This window comes from Blautia sp. DFI.6.71, from assembly GCF_020593585.1.
Taxonomy (GTDB): domain Bacteria; phylum Bacillota; class Clostridia; order Lachnospirales; family Lachnospiraceae; genus Blautia_A; species Blautia_A wexlerae.
In genome coordinates this window covers 1-259 of the sequence record NZ_JAJDMJ010000193.1, presented here as the reverse complement: position 1 = coordinate 259, position 259 = coordinate 1, and the positions used below count along the sequence as shown (strand labels likewise).

Genomic DNA, 259 nt, shown 5'->3' with positions numbered 1-259 from the left:
ATCCGATTAGGGTGTCCGGGTCCCTGCCGTTTTCGGAAGATAAGCTCTTGTTTTTCCAGTACTGCCAGAGCAGTTTTCACCGTCATCTGGCTTTTGTGGAGAACTTCTGCCAGTGCTTCAATCGTAAAGTAGAGGAACACATGACCATTTGTATCTGACCAGCCCTCATTTTTCTGGGAAAGCCTTGCACGGTCGAGCAGGATCATATAAAGCATTTTGGCAGTTTCGTTTATTTCCATGTCCAGAAGAAAACGGGGAA

At 46.3% G+C, this 259-nt stretch carries 1 protein-coding gene; it reads right to left on the bottom strand.

The genetic code is table 11. From position 1 onward, the window contains the following. Positions 1-259 (bottom strand): replication initiator protein A (locus LJE12_RS19855; protein ID WP_227292435.1); only part of this gene is annotated, 259 nt, incomplete at both ends.